Source organism: Kribbella sp. NPDC031520, from assembly GCF_055580825.1.
Genome location: NZ_JBVIKS010000004.1, coordinates 863,819 through 889,492 on the forward strand (window position 1 = coordinate 863,819; position 25,674 = coordinate 889,492).

The following is a 25,674-nucleotide window of genomic DNA, read 5'->3' on the forward strand; positions in this document are numbered from 1 at the left end:
CCTTGTCAGGTCGGTGATACTTCTATCTAATAGATCGATCGATTATTTATCAAGGCGTGATTGGATACGGTGGTGACCACGACATCCGGCGACCGGCCCAGGCGCGGCCCTGGGCGCCCGCCGAAGGCGGAGGCGGGGGATACCAAGGCGCTTCTCGTCCAGGCCGCGCTGCGGTTGTTCGCGCGCCACGGCTTCTCGGGTACCTCGATCAGGGCGATCGCGCGCGAGGTCGGGTTGAGCGAGAGCGTCCTGTACGCGCACTTCTCGAACAAGCAGGCGATCTACGAGGCGGCGACAGCTGCGGCCGGGCCGCGGGTAGCGCTCGTGGCGCTCGAGGAGGCGCCGGTGAAGGCCGATCCCGCCGAGTTCGTACACGCGTTCGCGGACCGCCTCCTGGCCGGTTGGGACACGCCGGACGCGAGGCAACTCATCAGCCTCGTCGTCCGGGACGGCAAGATCCACGAGCACGAACTCGCGGAAGGCATCGAGCGGGCGATCGACGGCTTGGCCGCGGTGTTCGCTCGATGGATCGACGAGGGGCGGATTCGTAACGACCTCGGGTCGCCGGAGGATCTGGCGTACGCACTGCTGTCACCGATCGCGCATGCCCGGCTGTTGTCGCTGCACGCCGACGCCACCCCCGAGCAACGCCGTACCGCGCGCCTGCGAGTAACCCGGCACGCCGACCTGTTCGCGAAAGCCTTGACAACGCCGGCTACCGGCCCGGATCGCAACGTCGGCTGAGTAGTGCGGGTCAGATGGTCCAGGTGATCGGGTAGTTGGTGTACGTCGCGGTCTCTGCTGTGAACGTCACGCCTACTGCTCGGAAGTCCTCGCGCGCTCTGACCCTCATCTCGGCCAGGTGGTCCATCTGCGCCGCGTGCTCCTCGGAGTCCCAGATGCTCACCTGCGAGAGCGAGCCTTCGGGGGAGACCCCTGAGTACCAGTGGATGAGTCCCGGCAGTTGCTTGATCGCCGGGATCAGGTACTCCGAGGTCTCCTTGTCCGCAACGAGGACTGCGTCGTACAGGCTCGGGTCGAAGGTGACCCGTCCGACCCGGACCACCGCGGTTGCCGGCAAGGGTTCGGTCATGGCGGTTCCTGCCTCTCGGGGAGCTCGTGATCCGGCGCGGGACCGATCATAGATCCGCCTGCCGGCGGGACGCATTCGAGACTCTGACGGCTGCGAACATCGCGCCACGGCGCCGGTTCCCGCGAGGTGTGAGTTACTTCTTGTTGCCGGAGGCACCGCCGAGTACCGCTCCGATCAGTGTGACGAGCAGGACCGCCGCGACCGCGATCAGCGCCGCCCGCGTCCGATCGGTCTCGGTGACGGGTAGCGCCGGCCAGTCGATGTTCGCCACGAGTTCCTGGTGCCGGACGGCCAGGTAACCCAGTCCGGCCAGGACGGCGGCCGCGCACCAACTGAAGAACCAGACCTCGAGGCCTTGCTGGGCGCCGTGCGCCGGCACCATCCGCCCGCCGGCGTACCCGCCTGAGTAGGCACCGATGCCCAACGACACAACGAGAAGAGTCCACAGGCCGACGAACAACCAGCCGCTCGCCCAGTCCTGGAGCCTGTCCCAGCCGATCCACACGCAGACAGCGCCGACCAGCGCCATCAGGAGTACCGACGTACCGCTGGCCACCAGCCATCCGAAGAACGCGACACCGAACGTTGCTCCCGGCTCATGCTCGTCCTCGTCCTCGTCGGCGTCGGCGTCGGCGTCCTGCGGGATGTCCGCGTCGCTGTCGTCGACCGTGCTCACGCCGGGCCAGAACAGCTCATCCAGCCCGACCTGCTCGGACCGTCTGTCTCGGTGGACCGTGTCTCGCCGACGCAACATGGCGACTCCCTGCCAAGCGCACCCCGACCGCGACGGTGCGCTCAACCTTCCGGTACCCCGGAGTACTCCTCACCCCGGCGACACGCTCTACGACACTCGGCGCACGGCGTGTCTGGCTCAGCCTCAGGGCGGGGTTGAGAATCGATCGATTCTCAACGTTTGTATTTCTGCGTACTGGCGGCTTCTACTCTCCGTGGACCCAGCCGATCACCCGAACACTGCGACCTCCGATAGCGCCACCGTCAAGTCCGCATGGATCAGTGGTTGGCTCGGAGTCGTCGCCGCGATCGTCACCGCGCTTGCCAGCCTGCTCGCCGGCCTGGTCGCCGGAAACCGGGGAGTCGGCGACAGGGTCCTGGGGAACAAGCCCACTGCCCCCGAGACGGTCACGACCATCACGACCACGGTCACGGCACCGGGCAGTACCTCTCCCACCGGCACCGACTCGTCGTCCCCGACCACCAGCGCCTCGTCCGGCGCCGCGCCGGAGGTCATGCACGCCGGGCAGCTCGACCTGGCGTTCAACTCCGCGGCCGACCTCGACAGCCCGCCGAGCGACGCGACGTGGCGAGTAGTCTCCCTTCCCCAAGGGGCGTCCGCCGACGTCAGGTGGCAGGGCGGGGGACTGTTCCTGGAACGCGGCGCACAAGGCTTCGTCAGCGGCACGAAGAGGCCCAGCTGTCAAACCTCGTCAGGCTACGGAACGTACTTCGTGAGTCTGCAGAGCAAGCCGCTCGGAACGTTCTTGTGCATCTATACCAACGAGAAGCACTACTCGCTCTTGAAGTTGACGAGGGACGACGGGAACGACGGTGCCTCGTTCGCCGTGACGACGTACAACTGAGCGAGCCGATCCGCCTGCGCCGGATCAGCCGAGGCGCTCGGGCAGCGCCGCGGCGAACGTCTCGATGTCTTGCTGCTGCCGCTTGAGTACTGCACGTTGCCACAGCTGGATGATCCCGTCCGGGAAGCCGGAGATGTTCGTGATCCGGTAGGTGATGGCGGTCCCGGTGGGATGCGGGTCGAAGGTGTAGTCACCGCGGTACCAGAACTGACCGTGCATCCCGAGAGAGGGGGTCGCCGGGTCCGCGTCGACGCTCACGCCGGCCGCACCCGACCCGTCGACTCCGAGGATCCGCGCGCAGTGCTCCGCAGTGAGGAACGGCCGCACCTGCTCGAACGGTACGTCGGCAACCGCAGTCACGACTCCGAGAACACCCATAACATCAAGAGTAGCCTGCCTACATGTCACGCCAATGAGAGCGCACTCCGCGGGGTCCTTCCGGGCGAACAGACCCAGATCAGCGCGATGGCGCCGAGCGGCGCATTGATCAGGAAGATCCAGTGCCAGCTCGCGACCTGGATCAGCCAGCGGCCGAGGATCGGGCGGAGTGGCATCGGTACGCCGAGGACGGCCATGGCCATGAGCATGCCGCAGCCGAGGCCTTGCAGGACCCGGAAGCCGACGACCGTGTCGACCCTGGTCGCGGTGGCGCACGGGCTCGCAAGCACCCAGCGCACAATCCGGCTTGTCCCGGCCCGTCCCTACCGATGACTCCTAGTACTCCAGCCGTAGATCGTGACCATGGATGTCAAGATCGCTCGCCGGTAGCCTGCGCGTGTGGCTGAGACCTGGGACGAAGTGCAGCTGATCGCGGACGGCTTCGAGCGTGTGTATGCCGAGTTGGAGTGGCATGACGGGCCGCGTGCCGGTCTGGCCGACGTCGAGGGCAAGCCTCACTACTTCCAGTGCAACGATTGGGATGCCGCCGACGAGGTGGACGAGTACAGCGTCTGGCCCGCGAGCAACACGGCGGTGCAGCTGGAGCGCGAGCAGTGGGCGATCTTCGCCAGGTGGAACGAGGGCTATGAGGCAGGGATGGTGGGGCCGGAGACCCATCCGGGCCAGGGCGGGATCGATGCCCGCTACGACGAGCTGGACCTGCTGCTGGTGCCGTACCGGCAGGCGCCGCACGGCCCGAGGCGATTGGTGGGCGAGCTGCGGTTCGACGCCGGGGACCGCTATCGGGTCGACGGCCTGGACTACTGGTTCCGGTGGCGCCAAGTAGGTGAGGCCGCCGTTGATCATTAGGTGTTGTGTGGACAACCAATGATCGCGCGGCGACCTCGGACGTCAGCGTAGTGCCTGCCTACTGGCAGGAGGCATTCGAGGGCTTGATGAGCCGGATCGCGGGTCGGTACGCCCGAGTTGAGCCGCGCCGTCGGGTGCGGCGGTTGGTCTCCGGGCTGCTGTCGGACCTGCCGCGGAAGAACTGTTGGACCCTGGCCGAGCACGCGGGCGACGCCACTCCGGATGGCATGCAGCACCTGCTTCATAGGGCGAGATGGGACGCCGACGCGATCCGCGACGACATACGCGCCTACGTGGTTGAGAACCTGCACGACACCGAGGCCGTGCTCGTGGTGGACGAGACGGGCGATCTGAAGAAGGGCATGGCGACCGTCGGCGTCCAGCGCCAGTACACGGGCACGGCCGGCCGCATCGAGAACGCCCAGGTCGCCGTCTATCTCGTGTACTCCGCTACCCACGGACACGCCGCCATCGACCGAGCCCTGTATGTGCCGCGCTCATGGACGGAAGACCCGGACCGCTGCCGGAGCGCGGGTATCCCCGACAATCTGGCCTTCGCCACCAAGCCCCAACTTGCCGCCCGAATGGTCGAGCGCGCCCTGGACGCGGGAACCCCCGCTCGCTGGATCGCGGGCGACGAGGTCTACGGTGACAACCCGCACCTGCGGACCGCCCTGGAACACCGTCAGACCGGCTATGTCCTCGCCGTCTCCAGTACCCACCCCGTCATCACGCGGAGGGAAGTTCCAGGCGAAGACCCTGGCCGCGCGAGTCCCGAAGCGGGCCTGGCAACGGCTGTCGGCGGGAGCGGGCGCGAAGGGCGAGCGGTACTACGACTGGGCACAGATCGATATTCACGGCCCCACCGGTCGGCCCGGCCGCTCGTGCCTGCTGGTCCGCCGCAACCGACGTACTGGTGAACTCGCCTTCTATCGCTGCTTCTCACCGAGTCCAGTGGCAATGTCCGAGTTGGTACGGGTGGCCGGACGGCGCTGGACGATCGAGGAGACGTTCCAGGCAAGCAAGGGCCTGACCGGTCTGGATGAGCACCAGGTCCGCCGCTGGACTTCCTGGCACCGTTGGGTCACCCTCGCGATGCTCGCCCACGCCTTCCTCGCCGTCACCGCTGCCACCGAACGCCGTGATCGCCCCACCCCTGACCGCCTGATCCCCTTGACCGGCAACGAGATCCAGCACCTGTTCGCCGCACTGATCAGCCCCGTCCACGACCTCGCACACCGCCTTCGCTGGTCACAATGGCGACGCCAGCACCAAGCTCGCGCATGCCAGTGCTACTACCGTCGGCAGGCGGCCATCCAGCCATGAAGATGACGATCTACGGCTGGAGTACTAGGCGCCCCTATCTGCATCCTTGAACCGCAGCACTGCAAGGTTGCCCCAGTTGACGAAGATCTGGGCACCGGTGTTCAAATCCGTATGGATCGTCACCTTCTGCGTCAGATTGTTAAATCCATAGATAGCCTCACCGAAGATGTCGGTAACGATTCGGTACGACTGATTACCCACTTCAAACTCGATTTCCTTGCGAGAACCCATTGCCAGTTACCCACCCATCGGTTGTTCTGTTCGAGGACGATTCCGGGCAGTCAGGACGTCATCCAGGTTCGCGGATCGTGGACATTCGGCACAGGTGGCGGCCAGCAGGCCAGCTCCCAGGACGTCCAGTTGTCACCAATCGATACGCCGAGCCGCACATGGCTGCAGTCAAGAGCGAGGCCCTCCTCGCCGCGTCTTCCGCTCAGGATGAGATCGCGTACGTAGCTGTAGAGAGACTGAGGCATCGCATGGTCCCAGTCAGCCACGCGTGTCGACGAACCGGGGGGCGCCGTAGCATTCATCTCGACCACAAAATCCGCAGCCGGTGTCCAGGACGGTACTGCCAACCAAGTAATGCGGCCGGTTTTGCCGTCCCCCGGCTCCCAGAAGAGCGCCGTGAGGTGCGCCGGGCCACGCGGTCCAGCGACCTCGTCGAACAGTTGCCTGAGGATCTTCTGCCGATTCTGGCTCGGCTGGCTCTGTTCCATGTCGGTCCGGTCTCTACTCCCAGTGGCCTTCGTGCCTGGGGCAGAGCCAGCCAGTGGATCGACAGGTGGTGCAGGTCAGTTTGTCGCCGAGGAAGCTTGTTCTTGTTTGGCCGTTGCAGTCCGGGCATTCGTGGAGCTGTTCGTGACATTTTCTACATTCGCGCATTGCGGATCTCCCCTTGAATTCAAGCGTGCGCAACCGAGGCAAGGCCAGGCGAGTCGGTCTGCGCAGCTGGCGTCAGGTCAACTGAGATGAAATGGCTGGCGCACTGCGTCGCCGTGCCGAAATGCAACGGCGTAAATCAACCCCCCGCAAGTATGCGGAGCCTGGCGTTGTCTCCGATTGGCGACAGATGCCCCCCACTCCGCGTAATGACCATGCTCTCCCGGATGACAGATCGCAAGTATTGGCATGAATTATCTGCGACGAGGACAAGTCCGTGAACGATCTTCGGATCAAGCGATTGCGCAGGTAAGTAGGTCTATGGCTGGTGATGATGAGCGTTGGTGAGGCGCGGGCGCAGCTGCGGAAGCCGGACTGAAGGCTGCGGATCCAATGCCCCAACTGACCGCAGACGACATCCGCGCCGCGGTGACGCACCTTGGTGACATGGCCAAGGCGCTCGATCACGCGGACCGCAACGATCTGGCCGAGCTGTATAGCCTTGGGCCTGGCGATCGCCTATGACCACCGACTGCAGGTTGCGGCAGTGTCGGTAACCCCCGCCCTGCGTGGGGTTAAGAAGTGTGTCCGAGGCTGGACGCGCGCCTTAACCACACGGCTGGAGCTCGACGCCGATCCCGTCGGCCGAACGCTGTAATTGCTGACGGCCGGTCGCCGCGTAGTGAAGGGACCATCCGGCGGCTGCCGTCAGCTTCGGCTCGGGAGCGGCCGCGGCCTACACCAACGTCAGGGTTTTGTCCTGCCAACAGTGGGCCGAGGTGATGACCAGCGACGACCACGAAGCATGCTGGGTCCAAGTTGATGCCTGACACGTTCGCCGGGCGCCGAGACCTCGAGAACTTCCTACAGAGTGGCGACGGCTTGAGGGAACTGCAACGCCCGGGCCGCACTCGCGGCCACCGTGAACGCTGCCTGCCGGCGCCGGTGCAGATACTTAGTCGTGCGCTGGCGCCTCGCGGCACCGCAGCCGGACGTGTGGACGCGGCGGCCATCGCCGCCGCGTCCACGCTCCTGCGGAGCTCCTCGAGCCGCTGCCCGTCGAGGTGACCGAACAGACGGTCCGGTGGTTCAGGCCGTACCGGCGCGGCGGGCTTGGTCCGGTCGAGCAGCGCTGCGCCGGCCAAGAGGACATCGCGGTCGCAAGGCGAGCCGCGCGGCCAGGTACACGCGAGAGGGCGGCCCACGAGTTCGTGCATGTGGTCGCAGATCCAGTCGCGGTCGACCCAGCGGGAGCCGTTGAGCTGGATGCAGTCGGAGTCGGTGCCGTCGAGCGAGGCGGTGTACGGTCGACAACCACTCCGGCGGGCAGTCCTGGCGCCGCTCAAACCAGCAGCGGCCCGGACCGCCACCTATCAGCGGTGTCGCCGGACCGGCTGACCGGCGTACTGATTCTCACTATCAGCTGAGTGCTGCGAAGAGGGGTTGGATCAGGACTGCGTTGGGGTGACCCATCGGGACCGTGAGGACGGCCTGGTCGGAGGTGGTCGCGTAGATGTAGATGAAGCCGGCGTCTGGCTCGGGTGGGTGGATCGAGTTCCAGCCCAGGGACAGCTTCGGGCGCTTGCAGCTGATGCCCTGCTGGTTCACCTTGATGCTGCCGCCGATCGTGACGGTCTCGCCTTGGTGGACCCGGTTGACGAGGTCGATGAGCAGGCGTGGTTCGACGACCTTCGCGGACAGGTTCACGAGGTAGGTCCACCAGTCCGGCAGTTCGTCGTGGCGGCCCATGCGCGAGTCGGTCACGATGACCGCCGGCGCCGCCTTGTGTGGGTACTTGCCGACCTCGAAGTGCCAGTAGGTCGTGTACGTGGTCGGGAACATGAAGCGCTTCTCGGTGACCTGCTCGACCCAGTAGCCGACCCATTCGATCTCGCCGAGCGGCATGGACCGCCGGCCGTAACTGATCTGCTGCGCGTCGGCGTGGAGCGAGCTCCAGCCGACCTTGGTGTCGAGAACCGGGATCTGGCCGGGCTGCGGTTGCCGGTCGTGCTCGCTCACGTGATGAGCCTTTCGGGTCGGTAGGGCTGATCGCGCGTGAGACGCGCACCGGGTACGTCTGGTTCCGCTGTACCTGCGGGTACATTTCACGAGCTCGCTTGGATCTGAGGCTGGATCGGGCCTGAGGTAGCCGGCGTCACCGACCCTGCGGACCAGGCATGGCTGCGCACCATGCTTTCCGACGACGCAGTCCGCTGTTTCCAGCAGCCGGTCCGGTTGGACAACCCTGCCACGACGCGGATTCCGCGTACGCACATCCAGTGCACCGTCGGCGCTCCGCCGAACCGGCGGCCGGTGCCCCCGTTCGAGCCCAACGGCGCCCCGGCAGACGTCTGGGAGCTGCCCACAGGTCACGACTGCATGATCACGATGCCGGTCGAACTCACCGATCTCCTACTCAAACTCAGCTGATCGACTACGCGGGGGCCTTACCGGAAGCTTGTCATCGCCGAAATCGTCGACGAGATCTTCCTCCCCCTCGTGGCCGGCACCTGATCCGGGAATCGGTGGCGACCGCATCCGGCGGCAGGTAGGCTGCCACAACTAAGCGGACGATATCGTCCGCCAACAGCGCAACACCTACTGCGTCGGCCGACTTAGCTCGTTGAAGCGGATGATTTCGTCCGGTAATGGTTGATTGGAGTCAGCAATGAGCATGGCCTACATCGCGCAACCGCAGCAGCAACAGCAACTCGAATGGTTGGCCGGCGGCACCCTGGCGGTGCTGCTCGACGGGTCGGCCACGGACGGCCAACTGATGATGGGCCGCTTCGACGTCCAGGAGGGCGAGGCGCCGCCGTACCACCAGCACACCAACGAGGACGAGATCTTCCTGCTGATCAAGGGAACCGCGCTGGTCTGGTGCGACGGTGAGGAGTACGAACTGGCCGAGGGGGGAGTGGTGTTCCTGCCCAAGCGGATACCGCATGCGTACCGGATCACCTCGAAGACGGCGGACCTGCTGATGATCAACACCCCAGCCGGGATCGAAGGGATGTTCCGCGAAACCGGCTGGGACAAGTCCACACCGCGTCCGCCTGGTCACGAGGTGAAGCCCGATGCGGCGATCGCCACGAAGTACGGGAACGTCATCGTCGGGCCACCACGCTGATGACCACCGACCGCAACAACCGGGGGAGCGAGGAACTTCGCCCCGGCGTCGCAGTGACCCCACGCACCGACATCCGGAAGGAGACAGCCCTATGAGCCGCCGGCAACGCGAGCAGCTCGACCAGATTCTGCGGCACGGCGACTTCGACATCGGGGGAGATGTCGACGAGCAGCGGGTGATCTTCCACGAGATGATCTCCTCGGTGCCGTTGCCCGACGACATCGTCACGACGCCGGGCGAACTGGGCGGTGTACCGGTGATCACGGTCGAGACTCCGGACAACGATCGTTCGGTCGTCGTGCTGTACTTCCACGGCGGTGGATACGCCCTCGGGTCAGCGCGGGACTCGGTCGGGTTGGCGGCCGACGTGGCTCGGCGGGTCGGCGCGCGTGTGATCACCGTCGATTACCGGCTCGCTCCCGAGCATCGGTATCCCGCCGCGGTCACAGACGCGGTCGCCGCGTATCGATCGCTGATCGACAGTGGTGTGCCGAATTCCAAGATCGCGTTCGTAGGTGAGTCTGCGGGGGGTGGTCTGGTGGTCGCGACACTTGTCGCTCTCAAGGAGGCCGGTTTGCCGCAGCCGTCGTCGGCAGCGGTCTTCTCACCGTTCGTCGACCTCACCTTGTCCGGTGACAGCATGAAGACCAAGGCCGAGGTCGACCCAGCCCTGACCCCTGACGGTCTTCGCCGCCGGGTCGGCGACTACTTGGCAGGCGGGGATCCTGCGATCGGCACAGTGAGCCCGATCTTCGCCGACCTCATCGGTCTGCCTCCGTTGCTCATCCAGGCCGGCTCCCACGAGATACTTCTCGACGACGCCGCCCGTCTTGCGGCGCGAGCCGCCGCGTACAACGTACTGGTCCAGCTGCAGGTGTGGCCGGAGGTGCCGCACGTGTTCCAAGGCTTTGCCGCACTTCTCGACGAGGGTGCCGAGGCGCTCGACTCCGCTGCCGACTTTACCAAGGCGCATTGGGCCGCTGGATAGCCGACGAGTTGGCGCCTCGGTCTGCGATCATTGCGCCGTGAGCGAGCCAGTTTCGAAAGCTGCCGGACGGCGGCGCGACGCGCTCGACAACCGCGACCGTGTCCTGGCGGCCGCCACCATCGCGGTCCGGCGTGAGGGCGCCGCTGTTCCGATGGCGACCATCGCGGCCGACGCCGGCGTCGGAGTCGGGACGGTCTATCGCCACTTCCCTTCCCGCGATGCGCTCCTCGGAGCCCTGGCGCACCGATCCGCCGAGATGGTCCTGGACGCCGCGCGTTCAGCTGCCGCCGACGACCGGCCTCCGCTCGATGCCATTCATGCCTTCCTCTACCAGACCATCAGGCACGGCAGGGAGCTTGTTCTGCCGATGCACGGTGGTCAGCCGCTGACCGATGGCGGCACCAAGGCGGTGATGGCCGAGGTGCACCGCATCCTCGACTCGCTGGTCAGTCAGGGTCACGACGACGGCACGATCCGGGCGGAGGTCAGCAGGGGCGATGTTGTCGTGTTCGGTGCCCTGCTGGCTCAGCAACTCCCGCAGGTCAGAAACTGGACCCAGGCGGCCCGCCGCCTCGCAGACATCTTCATCGCCGGTCTTCGGCCCTGATTGCAGTTGTGAAGGTTGAGATCGCGCGGTCGTGCCCTCGATCCAGTGCGACTGCTTGTCGTCGGCAGCGAGGTTGTCGAACATCGTCTGTACGTCGGAGGGCTCGGTCAGCATCGCCGCGAAGGTCGAGCTCGCACCGAGGCAGCGGCTGAACAACGCGATCGCGGCATCGCTGGTGTCCTCTCGCCCGCGTACGGAACGTCGTTCGAGGATGTCGTTCAGATCTTGCCGCGAGCAACGATGCATCGGCTCGCCGGCCAGGTGGAACCAGCATGGGTCAGACGAGATCTTGGGGATGCAGCACGATGCGACCGTGGACCTTGCGATCGGCCAAGGCCCGATAGGCCTCGCGCACGGCAGCGAGTGGATACGTTGCGGCGATGGGGATGCACAGGTCACCGGTCGCGGCGAGGGCGACGAGTTCAGCCAGCGCCGGGCGACCGCCGGCGTCGGCCGTTCCCAGAGATTTGACGCCCTTCTCCTTCGCTCCGCGATAGTCGACGACGGTGTCGATCCGGTCTGCCGGAACGCCGAGGTTGATGGCGAGGTCGATGTAGTCGCCACCGACAGCGTCGATGAAGGCATCAACTCGATCAGTCATGGCGAGGATCCGTTCCCGTTCGCCGTCGCCGTATCGGACAGGCTCGATGCCGTGGTGCCGCAGCAGGTCGAAATGTGCGTCGCTGGTCAGACCGATCACCGTCGCTCCGGCGCGAAGTCCGAGCTGGGCGGCCGTGAACCCGACGCCGCCCGATGCGCCTGAGATCACGATGGTCTCGCCGGGCCGGGGTTCAACCGCCCGGATGGCGCCGAGGCCCGCCATCGGTGTGGTGTAAAGCGAGCCTGCCACGTCCCAGGAGAGGGCTTGCGGCTTGCTCACCAGCTGGTCTGCGGGGATGGCGACGAACTGGGCGTGGGCGTCCCAGCTCTGCAAGCGGCCCAGCACTGCGTCACCGACGATGAAGTCGGGCACGTCGGCACCGACCGTCACGACTTCACCGGCGAGGTCGCGACCCGGCGTGTATGAACTGCCGCGCAGCGCCGGTAGCGCTCCAGGGTTGAGGGCACCGGCTTCCACCCGTACGACCACTTCGCCCGGGCCGGCCACGGGCTCGGGGACGTCCGCGAGGTAGATCCCGTCGATGCCTGAGAATCGGTCGTAACGTACTGCTTTCATCGTGCCTCCTGGTTTGCCAATGATTCGAGTCGGCCGGATCGCAGGTGCGGACGGTCAACGGGGTTCGGGGGGGCGCGGTGGGTCAAGGTGTCAGTTTCCGTCGACAGCGGTGTAGAAGGAGCGGAGGACGGCCGCGAGTTGGCCGGGGGCTTCCATCGCCACGTAGTGGCCGATCCCTTCGATTCGCACCGCGGTCACGTTGGTGGCGACCTGCCGCAACGTCGCAGGTGTGAAGTCACGCGAGCGGCCCGCGACTGCGAGTACGGGCATCTCCAGCTTCCGGGTCGCGAGCTCGCGGAGTTCTTCGCCCTCCGCGAGCAGGGATCGGTACAGGCCTGCGGCGCCGAGGAACGCATCGGGTCGTGCGTACGTGCGGACGAGTTCGTCGACGTCGATGTCGGTGAATGCGTCGGGACTCGCCGTGAGAGAAGGGATCGCGTAGTCGGTGAGGAATGCGCGCTCGCGTCCGGTCAGGAGCATCTCCGGGATGCCGGGGGCGGCGAGCACGCCGATGTGCCAGGCACCGCCGTGGGTGACGTCGGCGAGCGTCTCGGCGCCGAATCCGGGCAGCCCGGTCTCGATTCCGGTGTAGCTGCGGACGAGCTCGGGGTAGGTGGCGGCAACGCGGAACGTCGTGGGACCGCTGATGTCCTGGCCGGTGAGGTGGACGGGTCCGACGTCCAGGAAGGTGATCAGGTCGCTGAGATCCTTCGCCGAGGTCGCGCTGTCGTGCTCGCGCGTGGCGGTGGCGGAATCGCCGAAACCGCGCAGGTCGACGGCGAACACCCGGTGCTGCTCGCTCAACAGGGGGATCAGCTTGTGGAAGACCCACCAGCTCTCCGGGAAGCCGTGAACCAGCAGGACGGGAGATCCTGCGGTGCCGGCGGCGACGTAGTGCAACTCGGTGCCGTTGAGACGGACACTGCGGTGGTCGACATCGGGGAGGGTGGCGGCGAACTGGGTCATCAGGGTCCTTCGAGGCAATAGACAAGCGGCTTGTCGGATCCTAGAGGATAGACAAGACCCTTGTCCATCTGCGGGAGCCTCGTATGATCGAGCCCATGACGCGATCAAGGGGCGCCGAGCTCGCGCTTCTGCTGCTCGGCGGGTTCCACACAATGGTCGACGAGGTGCACGTAGAGCTCTCCAAGCGCGGCCACGAGGGCGTCCGCCCCGCGCACGAGTTCGCCCTGCGTGCCGTGGCCGCGGGCGCGGACACCGCGTCCGAACTCGGTCGCCGGCTATCGGTCACCAAGCAGGCCGCCGCGCAAACCATCGCCGCGTTGGAGGAGTTCGGCTACGTCAACCGCGAGCCCGATCCCGGCGACGCACGCCGCAAGCGCGTGCTCGTCACTGCCCGGGGTCGTGAGCTGATGGCCATCGGCGGTGCGCTGTTCGACGACGTGCGCAGCCGCTGGGCAGTCCGAATTGGACCCGAGCAGCTCGACACCCTGGAGACATACTTGGCCCAGCTCACCGAGCACCGCTCGTTCACTGCCGAGGACCTACAGGACTGATCTCGCGAAACCCGCTCATTGGCCCATACCGCCCCATCGGCAGATCGTGTCGAGGAACTTCGTGCGTGTGTCCGCGCGGCAACGATCACGATGGATCGGGCCCGGAAGGCCCTGGATGCGGGCTGGGATCAGGTCGAGCTGCGAGAGCAGTACAACTCGGCTGCGGCGGAGAAGCAGATGGCGGAGAAGGCACTGCCCTCACTGCAACCTCAGGCGAAGATCACACGGGCACAACTGGAGACGTGGATCGAAGAAGTGGGTGACATTGGAGCGTAAGCGTGTGGATAAGATCTGTGTCCGAGGAGGGATACGCACCTTAACCACACGTCTCGGCCTAGGCCTCGATCACGATGCGGCCAGCCACGAACCTCACACCCTCTGATCTGGATAAAGATATGCCCGGGAACCTCAGGCATCCGTTGCCCCGTGGCTAGCCGAGGGTCATCGTCTGAACATAGGTGTCCTCCGACGGGATGTACTCGTACAAAACGGTGGTCGGCATCATGTTCCAGTAGTGGCCGAGCATCAGCGCCGTTCCTGCGGGCGCGGCGAGGAACAAGTGAACGCGCCTGGCTGTAGTGCTGGTGGCGGCCTGGCGGATGGTCTCGCGAGCAGCACGTGTCCACCCGGCGGACCAATCCCCGCCGGGTACTGCGGTGTGGCTGGGATCGTGGTCGGGGCCAAGGACGAGCAGGCGGCCAGGCGCCGGGCTATTGGCCCGTGCCCAGTTCTCGATGCTGGTGGTCGGGTCGGAGGTGAGCGCGATCGCGACGGCGAGGTCAGTGCCCTTGGCTAGTTGACGATCGCTGAGTACTCGAGGTGTGACGCTCGAGGGATCGGCTGTCGTCCACTCTTCGCCGTGCTGATCCCAGCTGAGGAGCCATCTCCGGACGTCCGGAAGCGCGCGGCCCACCGCGAAGAGCATCGGCAGGCGCATCGCGCCGGTCACCTCGACCCGCCGAGGACCGTATGCCTCGAGTTCGCGGACCCTCTCGTGCAGGAGGGGCAGAACGCGGACGTCCCAGTCGGCGGGTTCGCGCAACTGGCGCCGTGCGAACGGCTCGTCACCGTCGTACAGGTCGACGATGTCAAGCTCGACGGTCGGCTGCACCCGGTTCGGCGTCCGGTCGATGGCGTGCACTGCGAAAACGACCGTTCCAGAGCGGGCCAGAAGGCCGTTGTCGGCGACCTGGCGCCGGAGGTCGTCCCTGGTCTGTGGGCCGAGACCCTGTTTGACCCACTCCCGCACCATCGCCTTGCCGATGACCACGGCGTCCGGGTCTGCGCGGAGGCCGACGTTTCGCATCGTCGCCTGCGCCAGCTTGTCGACCGACGACTCGCTGCCCTCCTGTAGGAGCTTCAGGTCGCTGAGAAAGTCGAGTAGCTCATCGGTGGCGATCGCGAGGTGTTTCGCCCAGCGGTCGCGCGCCTTGCCCAGGTCGGAGCGAGATCCCGCGACGCGGATGCTGTCGACCTGCACGTGGCCGTCGTACAGGCTGCGGGATGCCCCGAGAATGGGGTCGTGGGCGTCGAATCCGCGGTTGGTGACGAGGGCGAGTTCGAACGATCCTCCGGCACTCCGCAGGGTCCGCCAGGTGGCGTAGAAGTGTTGCAGTGGGCTGGAACCATTCTTGGTCTTCTTGGTGAACAGCCAATCCTCGTTGACGATGGTGTCGCCGTAGTTCGAGCTCTTGACCTGCCAGTAGATCGTCGGCTTCGTGCGCCGCCGGACGACGATGTCGTCGAACGCTCCGCCCTCCTTGTCCTCGATGCTCACTGATTCGACATCTGGATCATCGAGCGCTTCACACACCCACTTCCAGCCGATGGCGTGCTGGTAGTCGTCGCCGCGGAGTGCGGCCGCGCGTGCGGGAAGCGTCATGAGCGAGTCCTAGGATCCTGGCGGGAGACGGAGACGGAACAGGGGTGGCCACGGTGGGCGGCGCGGACGTCGAGCGTCCGGTCCGGTAGGTGCACGACGAGGACCAGCGGGTCGGCGTACTGCAGGGACGTGGCGGCGAGCGACTGGGTGTCGCGACCACTTGCGCCGCACACTTCGGGGTGGGAGTGCCAGTCGCCGATGTAGCCGAGCAGAGGGTGATCCAGCTCCTCCAGGGCGATGTTCAGCGCGTGCTTCGCGACTTCGGGGCGGCGATTCCAGGAGGAGCGGCTCGCCTGGCGGTCGGGTGCTTCCACAGCGTGCCGTACCACCAAGGCACCGTCGTCCCACCATCCCAACAGCAGGCCACCGGTTTCCCGTGGCGTGGCGGCGGTGGCGAGGTCGGTGAGCTCCGTCGTGACTGGTCCGGCGAGCCACACCCGAACGTGGCGTCCCGTCACCGATTCAACCCCGGAGCTGCAGTCAAGGTGGTCAGTGTGTCGTAGGGCGCGTCGGGTTGCGGTCGGAGCACGCGAACAACGGTGGCTGGCAGCCGTCTCTCGAGTGTCAGCACGTCGATAGTCAGTGCCGTTGCGAGTTCAGCGGCAGCCACGACAGCAGACGGCGGAGTGGGGGACACGATGTCCCCGCAGCCACGCTCGCGGTACGGGCCGGGCGCATCGTCGTGGGGTGGCACTGGCGGCAAGTGCTGCTCGTCGCCTTGGAGCGGGAACCGGTCGACGCGGGCGACTCCGCCGTCGCGCATGACCGCCACAGAGACAAGCGAGCGATGGGTCTGCTCGGCCGCCCAGCGGAGCAGAGCGGTAGCGCGCTCGTCGGCCGTGGCGTCGATCACGACGTCGTGCGTACGCAGCAGGTTGATCGCGACAGTCGGATCTGTGACTGCGGAGACGTGGATGTCGACGTGTGCCACGTCGAGGCCGGTTGCGGCGAGACTGGCCTTCGTCGCCGCGACCTTCGGGAGTCCCACGAAGGCGTCAGCGGCGAGGTGCCGAACGACGTTTCCCGGTCGCAGGATCTGCGGATCGCGTAGCTCGAGGTGAGATACGCCGTCTCGGAACAGCAGATCGGCCACGAACGAGCCGGCGGCGCCGCAGCCGACGATGGCCACCGTACGGTCGCTGACCTGTGACGAGGTCGCAGCGGAGCGTAGCCTCCGCGACCCTTCGCTGGTGTCGGCGGCCTCACAGCGTCGAACGGTGGGTTTCCCATCACGTTTGACCGTGCTTAGAGCGAGTACGCCCGGCCGGCCGGCGCGCCGGTAGCGCAGCAGGAGCAGATCAAGTGCCCCTTGCATCACCAGTCGTCGCACCGTCTTCGCGTCGTCTCCCAGGGCGGCTTCGGTGTCGTCCCATCCGGTCAGTGGGCGCGTGAGCTCCCCTAGATCGGCGTGCCAGGCGAGGTGTTCGCTGCGGCGTGGCATGCCCTTCTTGGGGCGATGGCTGGGCGGCACTATGCGAGGTACCGGCAGCACGGTGATCGTCGTCTCGAGTTGGTCGATCTTCGTGTCCAGGCAGCCAGATAGGCCCTCGAGTTCCGTGTCGTCGTACAGAACCAGACGCGCGTCGGTATCGGCCTCGATGTATCGCTCCAGGTCAGTGTCGTCGTCGCCTGGCCACCCGAGCGCAGTCTGGGTGAGCCAGCCCGCTATCTGGCCAAGGAGCCGTTCCGGATCCGTCCACGGAGCGTCGGCCACCGGCTCGGTGGTGTCCCACAGGCACAAGGCGCCGTCCTGGATGTGGAAGGTGATGTCCAGCGCCGTGCCCGCATCGAGCAGTACGATCCGCGGCGGCCCGAACGGGTACTGATCGAGGATCGTGATGTCGACTGTGGCGGTGGCGGGCCCGGTGATGGGGTGCGCCCACACCACAGGTCCGCGCAGGAACTCACCGTCATCGGCGAAGCCGAGAGTCTGGAGACCACGGCGCAGTGCTGCGCGCGCGGCTGCGAGTTCGCGACCCGGCTGTTCCATCACGCGTAGCGGCCGGTCCCTGCCGGCGACCCGGCGCCCTTGATTGTTGTCGCGGTCGCGCGATGCGTGCCGTCGGTGTTGCAGTACTCCGGGGTCGGGAACACCTGTTCCTCCTCGGTGGTCTCGCCGACGAGGCGCTGCCACAGGACGGCGGCCGGGCAATCGTCCTCCTCGTCAAAGGCCTCGCGCGCGAGCTCGGCGGCCTCCTCGAACCTCTTGATCGCGACATCGAAGTCGTCCTCGGTTGCGCGTGTCGCGATCTTCTTGCCGTCGATGGTCGGGTCGTCGAGGCCGTTCTCGGCGACGGTCGGCATCGCCTCAGCGATGTGTTCGAGGACGAGGGTCAGGTACTCGGCCTGGCTGTGGCCTGAGGGCTTGTGATCGCGAAATGCCCAGTACGTCATGAGCTCGAGGAACAAGCCTCCCGGCTGGTCGTCGAGCCAAGTGCGCCGAACCTGCCGGACCAGCTTGATCGTCGGTACGTAGATGCCATTGCCGTTGAGCGTGAAGTCCGCGTTCATCTGGTTCGTGAGGTCGTTGAGCTTCAGCGGATTGGTCTCGATCCAGCTCGCACGGTTGTCCTGGTCGGTCTTTTTCGGGATCTCCCAGTTGTCGCCGGCCCTGCGAGCGGGAACGACGTCGACCGCGAGGTCGTAGTCGGGAAAATCGACCTTTAACGACCGATGCTGGGCTTCGACGCGGTCCTCGTTGTATTCGGCCAGGAGAGCGTCGTGGAACAGGGTCAGGGCGTACCCGGGGCGCAGGGAATCGTCCGCGTCGTCCAGACGGCCGAAGACGTCGACGTCCTTCACCCGGCGGATCGAGACCTGGCGCTTGTACGAGCCGATCAGAACCGGGTTGATCCCGAGGTTCTTCAGGTCCTGCGACTTCTGCAGGACCGCGCGCACCTCGGCGTGGGCGTCACGTGCGTGGTCGGCGTCCTCGCCGGGCTCGATGTTCTGCAGTGCTTCGCGAAAGTAGCTGGCAAGGGTCGCCATGGATCCTCCTGGTCGAGCGTGCACGGTAGAGCTTGGTTCCGGTGCCGTGCCACCTGTTGGTCAGTCCTACGAACGAACCTGATAATCAGCCTATCCGCGAGCTCCGACAATTCCTCGGCACCCGCCGAGAGGACACGCTCGTACGGCCCTCGGTGAATCTGCCGCGACGACGCACCGGGCTTCTCCTTCTGATCGCACACCCGGCATACGCCTGCTGCCGGGTACGGTTTCGGCGGACATCGGCTGAGTAGCAGAAGAAGGGCCTTCTACTCGACCGGGATGATGCCGCCAGGGCCTTCCGGCCGTTGTACGGTGCCCATGCCGTGATTGCGATCGAGTGACGAGACGAGGGACTTCAGCCAGTCAGGATCCTCAGCGGACCAGTGGTCGCTGACGTTGTAATGATTGGGTCGATGGGATTGGCTCGCTGCTCCCTGACCTCCACCGGGTTCCCACACCGAAGCTCGCAACGTTGTTGTGCTCGGGCCGCCCGGCGTTGGGAAGAACCCCTGGCAACCGCGCTCCGAGTCTCCGCGGGACTTGATCTCGTATTGGTTGGTGCTGGGAGCGCCCTCGCCTGCGGCGAACGAGTCGCCGAAACTGATCATCCGGCCGTCGTCTCCGATCGGCAGATCCTCAAGCTTGCCCGGACCTGGGGCCGGGGACATGAACGGCCGTCCCAGGATTGGCCCACCGCAATGCTTCTCGATCCATGCACCCGTGACGAGGCTCTTGGACATCAGGGCATAGGCAATGTTGCCACGACCCCGATCCCAACGCAGACCAAACAGACAGCAACAATCAGCAAGATCCACCGACGCATACGTCCCCTCGTGGCCCAACCTCGCTACCCCGGCCACCACCTCCTACATCGCACGGGCTAAACAGGCGTTACATCAAATGCTGCTTGAATCCTTGAACTGGAGGCTTACCTCGGTGGCGATTCTCGCGAACGGCCACCTGGGCGCGGCACGGCGAGAGGAAGGCGCGGCGACGGCACCGTAGCAATTGGGGCAGCGGCTGGACGACAGCACGAGCACGGCGGTTGTCCGAGCCAGCAGGCCGGTCCCAAGTGAGGATGGCGGCGATCCGGGACACCGGCCGTCGGCGGTTTCGTGCGTGCTCGAGGGAGCATCTCGCCACGATGAGACGGCGCTGTGCCGTAACGGTGCCATCTCGGGTAGCGATACGCACAGTGTCTGGCGAATGTGCCGGACATCCGCGGGCGAGACGGAGGCATGCACCGGGTGCCTGGGTATGGGGATGAGGTGTCGGGGGAGTCGGGTGAAGACCTTGGTGGGACGAGCTTGCGGATCTCGTTAATGCTGTGCGAGACCGTGTTGATGACGATGTGCCTGGCAAGCACGGCTCTGCCAACGAGATCAGGGAATAGGGCGCTGCATGGGGAAGTCCCACAAGAGGGGTAAGAAGCCGCCGAAGGAAGTGCGATCGCGGCCGACTCTGGCTGAGACCCGGAAGCTGGCCCTCGCAGCCCAACGTGCTGCGGACGATACAAGGAAGGAACTCGAGAGACATCGGACTGCGCAGCCGCCGTCGCCCAAGCGCTTCTGGGTTCTGCTGGCAACCTTGACCGCCTGTCTGACCGCAGTCGTGGTGTCGTCAGTCCTCGTTCCTCCTGCTTTTACTACACCATCAGCGAACCTGACTGACTTCGGAACCGTCGACGTCTACGTCTTCGGCTTAGGTCTTGATGAGAAGCAACGATCATTGCTGGACGGCAATGGCGTCACTTTGACGACCTATGTCAGTCAGGGTGATCCCGAGGTCAGGTACGAGATCGAATTCCCGAAGGAGTTCGCCGGCAGACCGTTCGCGGTGGGAATGGTCGGCTCAGCCGTTCTGCGGGATGTCCGATCAGAAGAGGTGACCTTCACCAACGAGTACCCGAGCTGCACGTCGGGGTCCGACGTAGCGACCTGCGAGATGGTGACCGGGACTGTGCCTGTCCCTGGCGACGAGCACGAGGTGGTCGGGGCCTCCGCCTGCTTCGCCTGGCAAAAGGACCTGGAGGTCATCAGGGTGGCTTTCACAGGGAACGCGCGGATGGAGTCGTCGCCGGACTGGGCGCATCACCTGACGAGCTTGCCCTACCTAGGAGACCAGCCGGACATGCCTGGCGCTGACAGCATCGTCCAAGGCTCGCTGGGCTTGGACTATCTGCGTCCTCATGTTGCCGGCTGTCAATTCTTGACCCGGAATCATCAGTGGACGGACTCTGTGTCGAGTTGGCCACCAAGCTCGGATAAAGGCGACGTCATGATGTGGACGCCGAACGACAGCCGTGCGGTGGTCTCGGTGGCAAGCACCGAACGCAGCGCAGCGTGGAAGGGAAACATGTTGCTAGCCATCCTCGGAATTGTCGGTGGTGGCGCACTGTCCCTGCTCGTTGCCACCTATCGGGCACGCCCATCCCGTCGAGCCTCTGCACCCCTTAGTGCTCCGGATGAGGCTGCAGACCAATAGCGTGGCCGAGTCGGCAGTCGGCAGTGTCCGTGAGCGCGGCGATCTGACGGTTGATAGCCAAAGGGCAGAAGGCCGCCCCCAGCCGATCACGTTCGCCGCGAGAATGAGCAGGCGCACCTGACGGGGTGGTAGGCCGCCTCCGCCACTCGGCTTTAGGCTCACGAGTGAACCTCCGTTCTGGATTGAGTCCCGGGACTGGTCGTTCGTTGGACGCGGTTCGGGTGCCAGCCCGGATCGCCTCCGCCCTCTGGTACAACAAGCAGCGCTTCGCTGCTCGACCACCAGCATGTGCCAGCGGACCGCTAACGTCGCGTCGAGAAGCAGGAGAGGCTATCTGCGGATCATTCTCCAGAGCTTGTGTTCCGGTTGGCCACCAACCGCCCCGGCGCAACACCAACTCGTACTCATTGAACCAGTAGCGACCGCGCCGCCAAGGCGCCCACCATCGAAGTGGCGGCAATATGTGAAGTCCGCCAGAGCCATCGCGTCTACAGCGATGACGCCGGCCATCAGTGAATGCAACAACGACCTGCTGAAGACCTGGGTCGAGATCACGCGGGCGGGCATCATCCAGGGCCTTGAGCGGCAACCGAACGGTCTCTCCTGGCCGCAAGATCTGGATGGATTCCACGCGGTAGCTCGCAACGTGAACGAATTCTGACTCTCGCACTGAACAGACCGCGACGCTTAGACGACCACGTCGGAGCCGTTCTGCACGACGAGCACCGGCGCTGCGTACTTCATCCGTATCCGTCTTTGCTCAATCCACGGAGCAATCCGAAAATGCGGATCATCATCGAGGCGTCTTCTGACGACCGCGGAGTGCTCAACCCAGCATCGGACCGATGGAACGTCCTGACGCATGCGGTCCAGCTGCTCAAGCCGCAGTACTCGCAAGGCGACGATGAGGGTGGCAAGTGTTCCGACCGCCGCCCCTGTCGACGACGCTTGAAAACAGGCCATAGCGACGGTCGAAAACGAGGCCACCCAGACAGATTGGATGGGTGATCTCAGTGGAGGATTGGGCTCAGATCCGGCGGCTGGTCGCGGACGGTGTTCCGCAGCGTCAGGTTGCGCGGGATCTGGGGATCGGCAGGTCGACGGTGGCGCGGGCGTTGGCATCGGATCGGCCGCCGAAGTACGAGCGTGCGGCGGTGCCGACGGCGTTCACGCCGTTCGAGCCGTTGGTGCGTCAACTGCTGGCGACGACGCCGGACATGCCGGCCACGGTGATCGCCGAGCGGGTTGGGTGGACCGGGTCGATCACGTGGTTTCGGGACAATGTCCGGCGGCTGCGGCCTGACCATCGGCCGGTCGACCCGTCGGATCGGTTGACCTGGTTGCCGGGTGACGCGGTGCAGTGCGACTTGTGGTTCCCGCCGAAGAAGATCCCGCTCGAGGACGGCACCAAGGTCTTGCTGCCGGTGATGGTGATGACCGCGGCGCACTCACGCTTCATGGTCGCGAAGATGATCCCCACCAGACACACCCAAGACCTGCTGTTGGCGATGTGGGTGCTGCTGCGGGAGCTCGGCGGGGTGCCGCGCCGGTTGATCTGGGACAACGAGTCCGGCATCGGTCGCGGCAAGCGGCACGCTGATGGAGTGGGTGCGTTCGCGGGCACCCTGCCACGACCCTGCAGCGGCTCAAGCCCTACGACCCCGAGTCGAAGGGGGTGGTCGAGCGACGCAACGGGTTCTTCGAGACCTCCTTCATGTCCGGCCGCGAGTTCACGTCGCCGGCGGACTTCAACGCCCAGTTCACCGAGTGGCTCACGAAGGCGAATGCCCGGACCGTGCGCACGATCAAGGCCCGTCCGATCGACCTGCTCGACGCCGACAGGGCTGCGATGCTGCCGTTGCCGCCGGTCGCGCCGGCACTCGGCTGGGTCAACCGGATCCGGCTGGGACGCGACTACTACGTCCGCGTCGACTCCTCGGACTACTCGGTCGATCCGGCGGTGATCGGCCGGTTCGTCGACGTTCACGCGGATCTGTCCCGGATCGAGGCGCGCCATGAGGGACGGCTCGTCGCCGTCCACGATCGGGTCTGGGCACGTGGCATGACGATCACCGACCCCACCCACGTCGCGGCCGCGAAGGTGCTGCGTGAGCAATATCAGCGGCCCCGACCCACGCCCGATCCATTCGAGGGACTGGTGCGAGACCTGACTGATTACGACCGCGCCTTCGGGCTCATCGACGGCGGCCTGACCGGGGACCTGACCGGGGACCTGACCGGGGACCTGACCGGGGAGGAGGTGGCCTGATGGCGACCAGCACAGGCAAGACGAAGAACGACACCAGCGATGCGCTCAAGCAACTGGCCTATCTGGCCGCGGCGTTGAAGGCACCCCGGATCATCGAAGCAGCCGGCCGGCTGGCTGATCATGCCCGTGACACCGGCTGGACGCATGAGGAATATCTCGCCGCGGTGCTCGACCGTGAGGTCGCCGCCCGCAACGCCTCCGGCGCTCAACTGCGGATCCGGGCCGCCGGGTTCGCTGCCCGCAAGACGATCGAGGAGTTCGACTGGGACGCCCAACCCGCGGTCCGCCAGCAGATCGCCGCCCTCGCATCCGGCGGGTTCCTCACCGAAGCTCGCAACGTCGTACTGCTCGGCCCGCCCGGCACCGGCAAGACCCACCTGGCCACCGGCCTGGGCATCGCTGCGGCCAACCACGGCCACCGGGTCCTGTTCGCGACCGCGACCGACTGGGTCACCCGGCTCACCGACGCCCACCGCGCCGGCAAGCTCCCTCACGAACTGGCCAGATTGCGGCGCTACGGGCTGATCATCGTCGACGAAGTCGGCTACCTGCCCTTCGAACAAGACGCCGCGAACCTGTTCTTCCAGCTCGTCTCATCCCGCTACGAACACGCCTCGCTGATCCTCACCAGCAACCTGCCCTTCTCAGGCTGGGGCGGCGTCTTCGGCGACCAAGCCGTCGCCGCCGCGATGATCGACCGCATCGTCCACCACGCCGACGTCCTCACCCTCAAAGGCGCCAGCTACCGGCTACGCAACCGCGGCATCGACACCCTGCCCAGCATCAGAACCCAAGACACGGCAAACTAGAAACCGACGAACCGGTGGCCTCGTTTTCGAGCGTCGGATCGGCCTCATTTTCGAGCGTTGCCGACACCACGAGACCAGATCGGCTGAAGTCGCCATCAGCCCCGCTCTGCGTGGCTTTAGCGTTGGTGTCCGAGGGGGGACTTGAACCCCCACGCCCCGCGAAGGGCACTAGCACCTCAAGCTAGCGCGTCTGCCTATTCCGCCACCCGGACGAGTGGTCTGACCGCTTGTGCGGTGCCGACCGGAGAACAGTAGCAAACTCCAAGGGTGGAATTCACATCGGGGCGTTGGGGTGGTGACGGTCGCGTGTCGGGGGCGTAGTTTGAAATTGAAGCATCGGCCTCGCAGGTGGAGGTGAGGGCGCCGTGGACGCGTGGAACGGGATGACGTTCGAGGGTAAGGACACGATGCTCCGGGTCGTTCGGGACGAGGCGGAGCTGTTCTTCGGGATGGTGGACGGGGCGGACGTGTGGGAGGCGCCGACCGGGGCCGGGCACTGGGAAGTGCGGGATGTGGTGGCGCATCTCACCGACACGACCGAGGCGTACTTCGTGGCGTTCGACGCGGCGCGGTCGCACACGGAGGTGCCGGCGGCGTACGGGCTCCCGGGGATGGCCGAGCGGGTGGACAAGCAGGCGCTCGCGCTCCGCGGGGTGCCGCAGGACGAGCTCGTCGAGCGGCTGCGGACCGACTTCGACAAGATCATGGGGATGTTCGACGCGCTCGGGCCGGACGACTGGGCCGGGTTCACGGTGCCGCACTTCTACATGGGGCCGCTGCCCGCGTTCTTCTACCCGGCGTTCCAGTTGATGGATTACGGCGTGCACTCGTGGGACATCCGGCAGGGCACCGGCCGGGCGCACGGGCTGTCGGGCGAGGCGGCCGATCTGCTCGTACCGTTCATGTTCGTGCTGTGGAAGTACACGACCGGTGCGAAGGACCCGTGCGAGCTCGGGATCCGGATCACCAGCGGACCGAACGCGGGCGACACCCGGGTCACCGTCGGGCCGGACGGCATGGACTACGCGGCGGGCGATGTCGGTGACCTGCCGACCGTGATCGAGTTCGACCCGGGAAGCTTCGTCCTGACCGCGTTCGGCCGCAGCAACGCCGGTACGATCCGTGGAGACCGGGCTGTCGCGGACCGGTACCTGAACCTGTTCTTCCGGATCTGAGGGGGACTCGGCATGACCGACATCGATCTGCCCGGCATCGAGGCCGAGCGGGACCGGATCCGGACGGCGTACCTGAAGCCCGGCGGGAAGTCGTCAGCGCGTGGGCTTCATCACACAGCGTTACTGTGTGCGGACGTCGAGCGGACGGTGCGGTTCTACCAGGAGGTGCTCGGGTTTCCGTTGACCGAGATGGTGGGGAACCGGGACTACGAGGGGTCCACGCACTTCTTCTTCGACATCGGGAACGGGAACCTGCTCGCGTTCTTCGACTTCCCGGGGCTCGACCTCGGGCCGTACGCCGAAGTGCTCGGCGGGCTGCACCACCTGGCGATCTCGGTGGAGCCGGCGCGCTGGGAGGAGCTGAAGGGGCGGCTGACCGACTACGGCGTGGAGTTCCAGGAGGAGAGCGGTACGTCGATCTACTTCCGCGACCCCGACGGCGCCCGGATCGAGCTGATCGCGGACCCGCTCGGGGAGATGTACGGGCTGAAGGTCCTCTGA

29 protein-coding genes, 1 tRNA gene and 2 pseudogenes are annotated in these 25,674 nt (G+C 65.9%); 16 read left to right on the plus strand and 16 right to left on the minus strand.

Annotation, left to right across the window (positions count from 1 at the left end; translation table 11 throughout):
• Positions 1–72: 72 nt before the first annotated feature.
• Positions 73–744, plus strand: coding sequence for a TetR/AcrR family transcriptional regulator (locus ACZ5BU_RS24865; protein ID WP_465702558.1), 672 nt, complete (start codon positions 73–75; stop codon positions 742–744).
• Between the two features lie 10 nt (positions 745–754).
• On the opposite strand, the gene ACZ5BU_RS24870 is transcribed toward ACZ5BU_RS24865, so the two are convergent.
• On the minus strand, positions 755–1,093 hold the full coding sequence (locus tag ACZ5BU_RS24870; protein ID WP_465702560.1) for a hypothetical protein: 339 nt from the start codon (positions 1,091–1,093) through the stop codon (positions 755–757).
• A gap of 133 nt (positions 1,094–1,226) precedes the next feature.
• Positions 1,227–1,847 (minus strand): hypothetical protein, encoded by a 621-nt coding sequence (locus tag ACZ5BU_RS24875; RefSeq protein ID WP_465702562.1) that lies wholly within the window; start codon positions 1,845–1,847, stop codon positions 1,227–1,229.
• 193 nt (positions 1,848–2,040) lie between these two features.
• Here ACZ5BU_RS24875 and ACZ5BU_RS24880 point away from each other — a divergent pair, with 193 nt between their 5' ends.
• Positions 2,041–2,691 carry a hypothetical protein gene (locus ACZ5BU_RS24880; RefSeq protein WP_465702564.1) on the plus strand — a complete coding sequence of 217 codons (651 nt, stop codon included), beginning with the start codon at positions 2,041–2,043 and terminating at the stop codon, positions 2,689–2,691.
• 24 nt (positions 2,692–2,715) lie between these two features.
• On the opposite strand, the gene ACZ5BU_RS24885 is transcribed toward ACZ5BU_RS24880, so the two are convergent.
• Positions 2,716–3,069: a hypothetical protein gene (locus ACZ5BU_RS24885; protein WP_465702566.1), complete on the minus strand. Its 354-nt coding sequence runs from the start codon at positions 3,067–3,069 to the stop codon at positions 2,716–2,718.
• Between the two features lie 26 nt (positions 3,070–3,095).
• Positions 3,096–3,359: a hypothetical protein gene (locus ACZ5BU_RS24890; RefSeq protein ID WP_465702567.1), complete on the minus strand. Its 264-nt coding sequence runs from the start codon at positions 3,357–3,359 to the stop codon at positions 3,096–3,098.
• Positions 3,360–3,468: 109 nt separating this feature from the next.
• Between ACZ5BU_RS24890 and ACZ5BU_RS24895 the strand changes: the two genes are divergently transcribed.
• Both ACZ5BU_RS24895 and ACZ5BU_RS24900 read left to right on the plus strand, forming a co-directional pair.
• Complete coding sequence (locus tag ACZ5BU_RS24895) at positions 3,469–3,939, plus strand: hypothetical protein (protein ID WP_465702569.1); 471 nt, start codon at positions 3,469–3,471, stop codon at positions 3,937–3,939.
• Between the two features lie 86 nt (positions 3,940–4,025).
• Positions 4,026–5,265 (plus strand): annotated as a pseudogene (locus ACZ5BU_RS24900) (IS701 family transposase).
• A 24-nt stretch (positions 5,266–5,289) separates the two neighbouring features.
• On the opposite strand, the gene ACZ5BU_RS24905 reads toward ACZ5BU_RS24900, so the two are convergent.
• The 3 genes from ACZ5BU_RS24905 to ACZ5BU_RS24915 all read right to left on the minus strand — a co-directional run bounded on the left by ACZ5BU_RS24905 (position 5,290) and on the right by ACZ5BU_RS24915 (position 8,166).
• Positions 5,290–5,496, minus strand: coding sequence for a hypothetical protein (locus ACZ5BU_RS24905; RefSeq protein WP_465702570.1), 207 nt, complete (start codon positions 5,494–5,496; stop codon positions 5,290–5,292).
• Between the two features lie 50 nt (positions 5,497–5,546).
• Positions 5,547–5,984, minus strand: a complete 438-nt coding sequence (locus tag ACZ5BU_RS24910) for a hypothetical protein (protein ID WP_465702571.1) — start codon at positions 5,982–5,984, stop codon at positions 5,547–5,549.
• 1,582 nt (positions 5,985–7,566) lie between these two features.
• On the minus strand, positions 7,567–8,166 hold the full coding sequence (locus tag ACZ5BU_RS24915) for a hypothetical protein (protein ID WP_465702573.1): 600 nt from the start codon (positions 8,164–8,166) through the stop codon (positions 7,567–7,569).
• A gap of 171 nt (positions 8,167–8,337) precedes the next feature.
• Between ACZ5BU_RS24915 and ACZ5BU_RS24920 the strand changes: the two genes are divergently transcribed.
• From ACZ5BU_RS24920 to ACZ5BU_RS24935, 4 genes are all read left to right on the plus strand, one after another.
• Positions 8,338–8,577: a hypothetical protein gene (locus ACZ5BU_RS24920; RefSeq protein WP_465702575.1), complete on the plus strand. Its 240-nt coding sequence runs from the start codon at positions 8,338–8,340 to the stop codon at positions 8,575–8,577.
• Between the two features lie 238 nt (positions 8,578–8,815).
• Entirely contained in the window at positions 8,816–9,277 is a 462-nt protein-coding gene (locus tag ACZ5BU_RS24925) for a cupin domain-containing protein (protein WP_465702577.1), read from the plus strand.
• Positions 9,278–9,368: 91 nt separating this feature from the next.
• Positions 9,369–10,265 carry an alpha/beta hydrolase gene (locus ACZ5BU_RS24930; RefSeq protein WP_465702579.1) on the plus strand — a complete coding sequence of 299 codons (897 nt, stop codon included), beginning with the start codon at positions 9,369–9,371 and terminating at the stop codon, positions 10,263–10,265.
• Between the two features lie 37 nt (positions 10,266–10,302).
• Positions 10,303–10,872 carry a TetR/AcrR family transcriptional regulator gene (locus ACZ5BU_RS24935; RefSeq protein ID WP_465702580.1) on the plus strand — a complete coding sequence of 190 codons (570 nt, stop codon included), beginning with the start codon at positions 10,303–10,305 and terminating at the stop codon, positions 10,870–10,872.
• 277 nt (positions 10,873–11,149) lie between these two features.
• Here the strand turns inward: ACZ5BU_RS24935 and ACZ5BU_RS24940 are convergent, their stop codons facing one another.
• Entirely contained in the window at positions 11,150–12,049 is a 900-nt protein-coding gene (locus ACZ5BU_RS24940) for an NADP-dependent oxidoreductase (RefSeq protein WP_465702582.1), read from the minus strand.
• 90 nt (positions 12,050–12,139) lie between these two features.
• Positions 12,140–13,015: an alpha/beta fold hydrolase gene (locus ACZ5BU_RS24945; RefSeq protein ID WP_465702584.1), complete on the minus strand. Its 876-nt coding sequence runs from the start codon at positions 13,013–13,015 to the stop codon at positions 12,140–12,142.
• Between the two features lie 95 nt (positions 13,016–13,110).
• Here ACZ5BU_RS24945 and ACZ5BU_RS24950 point away from each other — a divergent pair, with 95 nt between their 5' ends.
• Together ACZ5BU_RS24950 and ACZ5BU_RS24955 are read left to right on the plus strand one after the other, a co-directional pair.
• Positions 13,111–13,566, plus strand: coding sequence for a MarR family winged helix-turn-helix transcriptional regulator (locus tag ACZ5BU_RS24950; RefSeq protein ID WP_465702586.1), 456 nt, complete (start codon positions 13,111–13,113; stop codon positions 13,564–13,566).
• A gap of 90 nt (positions 13,567–13,656) precedes the next feature.
• Positions 13,657–13,842, plus strand: a complete 186-nt coding sequence (locus ACZ5BU_RS24955; protein WP_465702588.1) for a hypothetical protein — start codon at positions 13,657–13,659, stop codon at positions 13,840–13,842.
• A 154-nt stretch (positions 13,843–13,996) separates the two neighbouring features.
• On the opposite strand, the gene ACZ5BU_RS24960 is transcribed toward ACZ5BU_RS24955, so the two are convergent.
• The 5 genes from ACZ5BU_RS24960 to ACZ5BU_RS24980 form a co-directional block, all read right to left on the minus strand.
• Positions 13,997–15,448, minus strand: coding sequence for an SAVED domain-containing protein (locus ACZ5BU_RS24960; RefSeq protein WP_465702590.1), 1,452 nt, complete (start codon positions 15,446–15,448; stop codon positions 13,997–13,999).
• Positions 15,445–15,906, minus strand: coding sequence for a Mov34/MPN/PAD-1 family protein (locus ACZ5BU_RS24965; protein ID WP_465702592.1), 462 nt, complete (start codon positions 15,904–15,906; stop codon positions 15,445–15,447). The genes ACZ5BU_RS24960 and ACZ5BU_RS24965 overlap by 4 nt, the downstream gene beginning before the upstream one ends.
• The gene (locus tag ACZ5BU_RS24970; RefSeq protein ID WP_465702594.1) at positions 15,903–17,438 is read right to left on the minus strand and encodes a ThiF family adenylyltransferase; all 1,536 of its coding nucleotides are present in this window, start codon (positions 17,436–17,438) and stop codon (positions 15,903–15,905) included. Before ACZ5BU_RS24970 ends, ACZ5BU_RS24965 begins: the two co-directional genes overlap by 4 nt.
• Positions 17,438–18,436 carry an SMODS domain-containing nucleotidyltransferase gene (locus ACZ5BU_RS24975; protein ID WP_465702596.1) on the minus strand — a complete coding sequence of 333 codons (999 nt, stop codon included), beginning with the start codon at positions 18,434–18,436 and terminating at the stop codon, positions 17,438–17,440. The genes ACZ5BU_RS24970 and ACZ5BU_RS24975 overlap by 1 nt, the downstream gene beginning before the upstream one ends.
• 266 nt (positions 18,437–18,702) lie before the next feature.
• A complete protein-coding gene (locus ACZ5BU_RS24980; protein WP_465702598.1) occupies positions 18,703–19,251 on the minus strand; it encodes a hypothetical protein in 549 nt (182 codons plus the stop codon).
• Positions 19,252–19,837: 586 nt separating this feature from the next.
• Between ACZ5BU_RS24980 and ACZ5BU_RS24985 the strand changes: the two genes are divergently transcribed.
• Together ACZ5BU_RS24985 and ACZ5BU_RS24990 are read left to right on the plus strand one after the other, a co-directional pair.
• Positions 19,838–20,920: a hypothetical protein gene (locus tag ACZ5BU_RS24985; protein WP_465702600.1), complete on the plus strand. Its 1,083-nt coding sequence runs from the start codon at positions 19,838–19,840 to the stop codon at positions 20,918–20,920.
• Positions 20,921–21,416: 496 nt separating this feature from the next.
• Positions 21,417–21,581, plus strand: coding sequence for a hypothetical protein (locus ACZ5BU_RS24990; RefSeq protein WP_465702602.1), 165 nt, complete (start codon positions 21,417–21,419; stop codon positions 21,579–21,581).
• A 26-nt stretch (positions 21,582–21,607) separates the two neighbouring features.
• Here the strand turns inward: ACZ5BU_RS24990 and ACZ5BU_RS24995 are convergent, their stop codons facing one another.
• Positions 21,608–21,907 carry a hypothetical protein gene (locus ACZ5BU_RS24995; RefSeq protein WP_465702603.1) on the minus strand — a complete coding sequence of 100 codons (300 nt, stop codon included), beginning with the start codon at positions 21,905–21,907 and terminating at the stop codon, positions 21,608–21,610.
• A 17-nt stretch (positions 21,908–21,924) separates the two neighbouring features.
• On the opposite strand from ACZ5BU_RS24995, the pseudogene istA reads away from it, so the two are divergent.
• Both istA and istB read left to right on the plus strand, forming a co-directional pair.
• Positions 21,925–23,189: pseudogene (gene istA / locus ACZ5BU_RS25000) on the plus strand (IS21 family transposase).
• Positions 23,189–23,998 carry an IS21-like element helper ATPase IstB gene (gene istB, locus ACZ5BU_RS25005; RefSeq protein ID WP_465702605.1) on the plus strand — a complete coding sequence of 270 codons (810 nt, stop codon included), beginning with the start codon at positions 23,189–23,191 and terminating at the stop codon, positions 23,996–23,998. Before istA ends, istB begins: the two are co-directional and overlap by 1 nt.
• Positions 23,999–24,121: 123 nt before the next feature.
• Here istB and ACZ5BU_RS25010 read toward each other — a convergent pair.
• Positions 24,122–24,210 (minus strand) — tRNA-Leu (locus ACZ5BU_RS25010).
• Positions 24,211–24,363: 153 nt separating this feature from the next.
• On the opposite strand from ACZ5BU_RS25010, the gene ACZ5BU_RS25015 reads away from it, so the two are divergent.
• Both ACZ5BU_RS25015 and ACZ5BU_RS25020 read left to right on the plus strand, forming a co-directional pair.
• On the plus strand, positions 24,364–25,173 hold the full coding sequence (locus ACZ5BU_RS25015) for a maleylpyruvate isomerase family mycothiol-dependent enzyme (protein ID WP_465702607.1): 810 nt from the start codon (positions 24,364–24,366) through the stop codon (positions 25,171–25,173).
• Positions 25,174–25,185: 12 nt separating this feature from the next.
• Complete coding sequence (locus ACZ5BU_RS25020; RefSeq protein WP_465702609.1) at positions 25,186–25,674, plus strand: VOC family protein; 489 nt, start codon at positions 25,186–25,188, stop codon at positions 25,672–25,674.

Coding starts and splice junctions, on each gene's coding strand:
- ACZ5BU_RS24870 (WP_465702560.1), bottom strand. CDS start 1,093: ATGACCGAACCCTTGCCGGCAACCGCGGTGGTCCGGGTCGGACGGGTC.
- ACZ5BU_RS24875 (WP_465702562.1), bottom strand. CDS start 1,847: ATGTTGCGTCGGCGAGACACGGTCCACCGAGACAGACGGTCCGAGCAG.
- ACZ5BU_RS24885 (WP_465702566.1), bottom strand. CDS start 3,069: ATGGGTGTTCTCGGAGTCGTGACTGCGGTTGCCGACGTACCGTTCGAG.
- ACZ5BU_RS24905 (WP_465702570.1), bottom strand. CDS start 5,496: ATGGGTTCTCGCAAGGAAATCGAGTTTGAAGTGGGTAATCAGTCGTAC.
- ACZ5BU_RS24910 (WP_465702571.1), bottom strand. CDS start 5,984: ATGGAACAGAGCCAGCCGAGCCAGAATCGGCAGAAGATCCTCAGGCAA.
- ACZ5BU_RS24920 (WP_465702575.1), top strand. CDS start 8,338: ATGCTTTCCGACGACGCAGTCCGCTGTTTCCAGCAGCCGGTCCGGTTG.
- ACZ5BU_RS24925 (WP_465702577.1), top strand. CDS start 8,816: ATGAGCATGGCCTACATCGCGCAACCGCAGCAGCAACAGCAACTCGAA.
- ACZ5BU_RS24930 (WP_465702579.1), top strand. CDS start 9,369: ATGAGCCGCCGGCAACGCGAGCAGCTCGACCAGATTCTGCGGCACGGC.
- ACZ5BU_RS24940 (WP_465702582.1), bottom strand. CDS start 12,049: ATGAAAGCAGTACGTTACGACCGATTCTCAGGCATCGACGGGATCTAC.
- ACZ5BU_RS24945 (WP_465702584.1), bottom strand. CDS start 13,015: ATGACCCAGTTCGCCGCCACCCTCCCCGATGTCGACCACCGCAGTGTC.
- ACZ5BU_RS24950 (WP_465702586.1), top strand. CDS start 13,111: ATGACGCGATCAAGGGGCGCCGAGCTCGCGCTTCTGCTGCTCGGCGGG.
- ACZ5BU_RS24955 (WP_465702588.1), top strand. CDS start 13,657: ATGGATCGGGCCCGGAAGGCCCTGGATGCGGGCTGGGATCAGGTCGAG.
- ACZ5BU_RS24960 (WP_465702590.1), bottom strand. CDS start 15,448: ATGACGCTTCCCGCACGCGCGGCCGCACTCCGCGGCGACGACTACCAG.
- ACZ5BU_RS24970 (WP_465702594.1), bottom strand. CDS start 17,438: ATGGAACAGCCGGGTCGCGAACTCGCAGCCGCGCGCGCAGCACTGCGC.
- ACZ5BU_RS24975 (WP_465702596.1), bottom strand. CDS start 18,436: ATGGCGACCCTTGCCAGCTACTTTCGCGAAGCACTGCAGAACATCGAG.
- ACZ5BU_RS24985 (WP_465702600.1), top strand. CDS start 19,838: ATGGGGAAGTCCCACAAGAGGGGTAAGAAGCCGCCGAAGGAAGTGCGA.
- ACZ5BU_RS24990 (WP_465702602.1), top strand. CDS start 21,417: ATGACGCCGGCCATCAGTGAATGCAACAACGACCTGCTGAAGACCTGG.
- istB (WP_465702605.1), top strand. CDS start 23,189: ATGGCGACCAGCACAGGCAAGACGAAGAACGACACCAGCGATGCGCTC.
- ACZ5BU_RS25020 (WP_465702609.1), top strand. CDS start 25,186: ATGACCGACATCGATCTGCCCGGCATCGAGGCCGAGCGGGACCGGATC.